The organism is Candidatus Hydrogenedentota bacterium (assembly GCA_019695095.1).
Taxonomy (GTDB): domain Bacteria; phylum Hydrogenedentota; class Hydrogenedentia; order Hydrogenedentales; family SLHB01; genus JAIBAQ01.
The window spans coordinates 1-7,075 of record JAIBAQ010000252.1 but is presented as its reverse complement, the minus strand read 5'-3'; the positions used below and the strand labels follow the sequence as shown (position 1 = coordinate 7,075).

The following is a 7,075-nucleotide window of genomic DNA, read 5'->3' as shown; positions in this document are numbered from 1 at the left end:
ACTTGGATGCGAAACTGCTTGCCCTCTTCCAGGCAATCGGCCAAACGCCTTAGCTTGGCGATGAACTGCTTTGTCGGATAGGCCTTTTCGATGTCCCGTTTCCGTGATCGCTTCGTAGCTGCCATGAACATTTCTCCAGTGTGGTGAATACTGCCTGATACTCCAGGCGCAGTATGCCCGAATCAGGCGAACACACGCCACATATGCCGTCAGAAATGTTCCCTCACTCGCAACTGGGACGATGAGGAGCCGGTGGCGTTTATAGGGTAGGTCCAAGTGAGAGGTTTGCACCGGTAATGCACCAGGCGTCCGACGAGAAGCTTTTGCACATGTGGATGCGTCAGCGCGACGCAGACGCATTTGCAGAGATTGTGTCGAGGTATGCGGGCATGGTGTATGGCACATGCCGACGGATTCTTGGCGATCCCGCGGAAGCGGAGGACACCGCGCAGGACTGTCTCTTGCGTCTGTCTCTTGCGGATGGGTGGGTTGGCCACTCCTTGGCGCCCTGGTTGCACCGGCTTGCCACGTATCGTTCTCTCGACCGGCTGCGCAGCACTAAGCGCCGGCGAATGCGTGAGATTCGGTATGCGCAAGAGGCCGCTTTGGCCACGCACGCATCTTGGGACGAAATCGAGCCGCATGTGGACGAGGCAATCGCGGAGTTGCCGGAAGATTTGCGCGAACTGGTCGTGCGCCACTACTTGCGGGGCGAATCGTACTCGGACTTGGCAGAGGCAACTGGTATGTCCCGATCTGCCGTGGCCCGGCGCGTTCAAGAAGGCACGGTACGAGTCCGCGAATCGCTGACAAGTCGCGGCTTCACGGCGCGCGATGCGGCCTTCATGGCTGCTCTTGTCCGCTACGCAGACTTGCCGGTTCCTGCCGCGTTGGTGTCCAGTCTAGGAAAGATGGCGATGGCGGGCGGAGCGATTCCAGCAGTTGCGCCTGCCGGAGTAGCGGGGGTATTGGTCATGACGAAAAAGATCGCGGCGATTGCAGCATGCGCGTTGCTTACCATCGGCGGAGTAGTGACTTACCGGCAGTGGAATAGACCTTCTGAACCGCAGGCGGTTCATTCGGCACCGGTCAAGACACCGGCAATCGCGGCAGCACCTCATGTGAATTCAGTCGCGCCAAAGAACTCACCAGCCGCCAAAGCGAACAGCGCAAAAGCCGATTCCGCTCGAGCGGTATTCGATTCGTTCCTTCGAAATGCCCTTGGAAAAGGGTCGGGAGAAAAGACCGGGGTCGAATTGAAGCCGGTGTCGTCCGAGGATATCCCGAACGACAATGCTGCGCATTACTTCCTGCTGGCCACGGAACTGCTGCCGGACGTTGACACCGTGTGGCTCACGGATTTCTTGGAAGACATCGAAAAGAACGGATGGCACGACGATCCCAAGGTGAAGGAAATACTCGAGCAGTGCCGGGCCGCGCTCGATGCCCTGCGCAAGGGCGTAGAAATGGGCAATGCCGAGATGCCGATCCCGCGCAATTTTGACGAGCCGCTCCCGCACTTGGCCAAGTTTCGGACCTTGGGGCGCGTGATGGCCATGGAAGCGTGCATGTACGCTGCCAGCGGCGACTACACGAACGCTCTCGACAGCTATGAGACGATGATGGCATTTGCGGCCGACTCGACCCACGGCGGGCCCATAATTGGCCAGCTTCTGGGGAGCGCCATTCAGACTCAGGCATTTGAAGATAGAGGATTCGTCCTTGGGGCCACGACCCAATCGCAGGAACAGGCACAGGCGTTCATTGCGGATATTCAAGCGATTGCCGAACGCAGACTACCCTACGGACGCACGGTGTCCGACGAAGCCGCCGTGGTTGCCGCGTGGTTTCATGAGTCCTTTCCCACGCCCGAGTCCTTAGTAACGTATGCGAGACAGATGGACCTGGGTAACGAAGCCGTCGGCTTCCTCGCGACAACTTCACCAGAGACACTGTATGCCCTCGCGCAGGATGCGCTCGCCGATTACCAAACCGCAGCGGCCATGGTCAGCTTGCCGTATTATGAACTCACACGCCAAAATGTGGAACAACTTGGCGCTGACAATCCCGTGTCATCGTATTTCGTCCCCGACGTCATGAAGCTGGCGGAGGCGCAAGCCCGTTCCGTGGCCCAACTGGACGGCCTGGTCTTGTCGTGTGCGATCGAATCGTATGCCGTTCAACACGGAACGTATCCCGCCACGCTGGAGGCGCTGTCACCTACGTATTTTGCAGAAGTTCCAAGCGACCCGTTCACGGGCTCAGCCTACCACTATTCGGCGGATGCCTCCGGATACTCGCTTTACAGCGCGGGGCCGGACATGATCGACAATAACGGTGCTCCAATTTCTACGGACAACCAGGGTGCCGCCACACCAGGGGACATCGTCTTGAACCCTCATCGTCAGCCTACTTCGTGACACCTTCGATAGCGATTTGCAGCGTCACCTCGGTGCCGATGCCTTCAGTCCCGTAGGTCATGCCGTATTCGGTGCGGTCTATGACGAGCGTTGCTTCCCAACCGGCGCGGCGTTCGCCCTTCATGCCGGGGCCCGTACCCACGAGCGTGGCATCGAATTTCACCGGCTTTGTGACGCCGCGAATCGTCAGATCGCCCGCGACTTCATAGGTAGTGTCGCTCTTCTTTGTGAAGGACGTGCTTTTGAAGGACATCGTGGGGTATTTCGCGACGTCGAAGAAGTCCGGTCCGGCGAGGTGTTCGTCGCGCATTTTGTTGGCGGTGTCGACACTCTTGGTTTGGATTTCGACCTCGATGCTGTTCTTGGAAGGGTCATTGGGATCAAGGACGAAACTTCCTTTGCTGTCATTGAACCGTCCGTACGCGAAGCTGACGCCGAGGTGCTTCACGCGGAATTGGAACGTGGAGTGGACGGGGTCCAGTTCGTAGGTTTCTGCCTGCGCGGCAATCGAACCCAGCATCGTGACTGAGAGCGCAAAGACACCAAATGCAAACATGGAACGTGCGATGAACATGGAATATCCCTTTCCTCGGGAAGCGATCCCGTATTGACCTTGCAGCCGCTGCGTATGAAACGCCGCGAAGGGCGAGTCTATTCGACGAAGAAGGCAGAGTCAAAGCGAGCACGTGCACAGGCCACAAACTAGACTCGTGTGCCTTCGTGCGAAATCCGGACTATCGAACGTCTATCTCTCGAATGCGAACGTTCTTTAGACGTACCGTGGCTCCGGGCGGGAACTGAATGCGTAGTGCGTTAATCGTGCTGCCGCCGGGCAAGACCGTGATTCGGTGCGTCGGTTCTGCCACTCCAGGGTAGCCAACAACGCACTCCATTTCCTGGCCAGGCTTATACCCGCTCTCTGTTGACCACGCGACCCGGGCAAGATCGAAGCGGTCGCACGTTGCCTCGATCTCAATCATGACAGGATGCTCCGATACCGAGAGACTCAGATCGGTGAACTCGAGCGGCGAGGCAACGAGTCCCGCGCGGTCAGCGGGAAGAGTCCACAGGACTCTCTCTGCCACGCTCTTCGCAGCCTCCAGCGCATCCACAACCTGCTTCAATGCTGTGAACGGCCCTTCATAGTAGCGTTCGAGAGCTTGGGTAAACTTGGCGCGGGTGGCGGTAATCTGGGAGAACATCGAATTCTCAGTGCTTACGTCGCCCGCCTGTTTCGCCTGTATTGCACAAAGCACTCTCCCTTGCAGATCGTCCCACATGGATTGCGGCAAGGGGTCGTCCATCACCGCATCGATCTCTTCACGGGTTGCGCGGGAGAGCAGTCCCTTGGCCTTGGCGTCGGCGACGATAGCGCGTAGCGTATCTGCTTTCACCGTCGCGAAGGCGGTGCCTACGGGACCTTCGGGTGGACGGCCAACATCCAGCCGCTCCTCATACATCGAGTAGTAGAGGCGGACTTCGTCGCCCAGAAGCACGGCCGTTGCCGCGCCTATGCCCGTGAACCCCTTGTCTCCGTAGTCAGACCACGTAACAACAGGATCGCTGTCGTGAAACGGTTCATTGGTGTTTGGATCGTTCCACTTGACCCAACGGATGCCATCGAGGGAGAAGGCATAGCCAATGCGTTTGACGCCGCAGATAATCTCGTTATTCGTGGGCTGACCGGTGTAGAAGAGGTGATAACTCGCGCCGGGTTTGCCTGCATAGACATGGGTATCCGATTGTTCGTCGTCGATCTTCACGATACCCGCCGCGTAGATCCAGCCACCGTCCCATGTGCCCGGTTTGCCTTGCGTCAGGACCGGATTGAGCCGGCACTTGCGCCAGTGGATGCCGTCTTTGCTCTCGGCATAACCGAACTCATTCCGGTACCCCCGCTGCCCGCGCGTGATGCCGACGTGCCACATCTTGAATCGGTCACCGTCACGAATCAGCGCGTGATCGCCAACGACCATTTCGTCCCAGTCGCCGTTGGGACCCATGTAGAAGACCGGGTTGGCGGGTTCGGGCGTCCAATGGATGCCGTCCGGAGAGCGTTTCAACCCCATCCCGTCGAAGGCCCCATTGCGGCGGTTGCAGGTTGACCAATACGTAATCCAGTACTGACCGTCCCACTTCAGAACGTCGGGGTCACCACACTGAGTGCCGGTCGGCCAATCCCCGGTATTGCCTTGATTCACGACGGATTCCTTGCCCGCGGGCCAAGTCCACGTGATACCGTCTTCCGACTCGTTGTATCGCCCCAGCAACGAATCCCACATGCGAAACTTACCGTCCTTTATGACGGCAGGAGAGTAATTCGTCAGGTTGACGGGATTCCCTGCGTAGGGCGTTACGGGCGAGGAGGTGACGTTTCTCATGCCTTTGACAGAGACCTCGCTGAACGTGCCGGTCGCCGCATTCGTGAAGAATCCCACCCGGCCGGTAGGATGAGTGGTGAAATCCTGCTCTTGCGCGAGCACAACAAATGCGCCGTCGATGTAGCAATAGATCGTCGCGTGGTCGACGACTACGGTCACGTCATAGGTCCTGCCAAGTTCGATTGGATAGGGAGCGATTGCGGGCGTTCCGAATTGGTTGCAGGTCATCGTCTCGAAAGCCAACTCGCGTGACTTTTCTATGCGCACCTCGCGGCTGCCTGCCCACAAGCCGACAGTGTAAAACGTATCCGTTGCCTCGTCGCCGCGAACAATCAGGCGAACACCGGGCGATGCCGCAGAAGCGCCGAGAGCGTCTAAACGAACCTTTGCTTTGACCATGCAATCCAACCAGAGAGGTCCCGCGATGTAGGCGCGCGCATACGGTTCGGCGGCGTCGGTTTGGAGCAAGGCCCCGTTATCCACGTGCCACGTGCCTGCCTTGGCATCGAGATGCTCGAATGCCTGCGCGGGAAGCAGGGTTTCGTTGGCGAGTTCGACAGGCCTTACCGTGGCCGGATCGGGTCGCACAGTTTGCCCCAAGGCGAACAGGGGAGCGAACACAGCGCAAACAATCGCGATCGAAAAAGCATTCTTTCTTCGTCTGGCGAGACGGGGACATTCTCTGAGAGGATCGCCCTGGTTGGCCTTTGGGGCAGACTTCAATGTAGACATGAGACCAGCCCTTCAGTTGCCGGATTCGATACGCACATCGCTAACAAACTGGCCGACATGTATCGAGGCTTCTTCAAGGCTCTGGGCGACTTTTCCGTTGATCTTCAGATTCGAGATCGTGACGCCCTTGACGTCGTGCGTCTCGTCGAAACCACTCAGCGAAGAAGGCGGAAGCAGCTTGCCCGTGATCGAGCAGTCGCGCACAACGATGTTTCGCATCGTGCCGCGCTCCTGATCGCTCGACCATGCACCACGCAGGATCACCAAGACGAGATTGCGTGGACAGTAGCCCGTCTGTCCCGTGTACGTTGCGTCGCGGCCATTCTGTATCTGCGGCGAGTAGTTGACGTCATCAACTTCGAATCGGATTCCTTCAAACGTCACATCGTGAATGAACGCGCGGTCGCCGTGTTGTACATCCATGGCGATTTCAGCGGTCCGCACAACATCGCAATCGCGAAACGTGACCTGCGACAACTCGGGAGTGGCCGTTTCGGCGCCGATCTCCAGCGCGCGGCCCCAGTCGTTCCACACGACGCAACCCTCAAACAGGATATTGCTGATCGGCACATCCTTATAGTAACTCAGTCCCTTGACCACGAGGCTGTCGTCGAAGGAACGTACAAAACAGTCACGTACGGCCGCATTTCGACTGTTGCAGAGGTCGATACCGTCGGCGTTGTAGCGCCAGAGACCGATCAGCTTCGTATGGACAATCTGAATCTCCGAACAGTTGAACGCGGACAGGCACCACAGGGGCGGATCGCGTAGAACCGGGCCGTCAATCGTCACGTTGGTACAACGCACCAGATGAATACTGCCACCGAAGTTGTCGAGGTACTTGCTCTCGTCCGTGATTCCGAAGTAGCGCTCCAGTTCGCTGGAATCGAGGATGCCCGGTCCCAAAATTTTGATGTTCGTAGCGTCGGTAGCCTCAATGCAGCCGTATACGACGGCTCCGCCTGCGAGGTAGACGGTTTCATCGCTTTTCAACACCATTCGACCTGCCTTGTGAACTCCGGGGCCGAAGTAGCGGACGCCGGGAGCATTCCGATCGATGGCTGGCGCGGGCGGATTAGCAAATAGATGCAGTGCTTTGTGCCAGCCGTTCACTTCCACGGTGAGTTGCTGCGGTTTGTCCAGATGAAAGCGGATGTGGTTGCCTTCGATCTGCGGCTTTATGTCTCGGGCCGTAGGACGAATCGCCACGGATTCGATGGGACGGTTGCTGACAACATCGACGTCTACGGGCGCAGACATGTCCCAGTAGACGAACGAGGCCAACTCCGTCTGATCGATAGGCCGTTGATACCCCGGCCAAACCTGATTGAACGGCATCGCGGACACACGACACACATAGACGGGTGCAGGCTGACCTGCGACCGTCACGCTGAAGTCTTTGGAGAGCGCTTCTCCCGGAGGCGCGGGATACACCACCACACCGGGCGCCTGAGCAAACGCCTCCAACGTGGTAACCGACACGAGCACCAACCCAACGCCAAGAGCTATGACGAAGCGCGACATGAGCAAACTCCTTACTAA

4 protein-coding genes are annotated in these 7,075 nt (G+C 58.2%); 1 reads left to right on the top strand and 3 read right to left on the bottom strand.

Annotated features, from left to right (window positions below; all coding sequences use genetic code 11):
- Positions 1–296 precede the first annotated feature (296 nt).
- Positions 297–2,420, top strand: a complete 2,124-nt coding sequence (locus K1Y02_23990; protein MBX7259442.1) for a sigma-70 family RNA polymerase sigma factor — start codon at positions 297–299, stop codon at positions 2,418–2,420.
- Here K1Y02_23990 and K1Y02_23985 read toward each other — a convergent pair.
- From K1Y02_23985 to K1Y02_23975, 3 genes are all read right to left on the bottom strand, one after another.
- A complete protein-coding gene (locus K1Y02_23985) occupies positions 2,410–2,994 on the bottom strand; it encodes a YceI family protein (protein MBX7259441.1) in 585 nt (194 codons plus the stop codon). The two genes, K1Y02_23990 and K1Y02_23985, sit on opposite strands and share 11 nt — an antisense overlap.
- Before the next feature lie 160 nt (positions 2,995–3,154).
- Positions 3,155–5,389, bottom strand: a complete 2,235-nt coding sequence (locus K1Y02_23980) for a hypothetical protein (GenBank protein MBX7259440.1) — start codon at positions 5,387–5,389, stop codon at positions 3,155–3,157.
- Between the two features lie 156 nt (positions 5,390–5,545).
- A complete protein-coding gene (locus K1Y02_23975; protein ID MBX7259439.1) occupies positions 5,546–7,057 on the bottom strand; it encodes a hypothetical protein in 1,512 nt (503 codons plus the stop codon).
- Positions 7,058–7,075: the final 18 nt, after the last annotated feature.

Bases quoted from the DNA above. Each gene is read 5' to 3' on its own strand.
- K1Y02_23990 (MBX7259442.1), top strand. From the start codon at position 297: ATGCACCAGGCGTCCGACGAGAAGCTTTTGCACATGTGGATGCGTCAG.
- K1Y02_23985 (MBX7259441.1), bottom strand. From the start codon at position 2,994: ATGTTCATCGCACGTTCCATGTTTGCATTTGGTGTCTTTGCGCTCTCA.
- K1Y02_23975 (MBX7259439.1), bottom strand. From the start codon at position 7,057: ATGTCGCGCTTCGTCATAGCTCTTGGCGTTGGGTTGGTGCTCGTGTCG.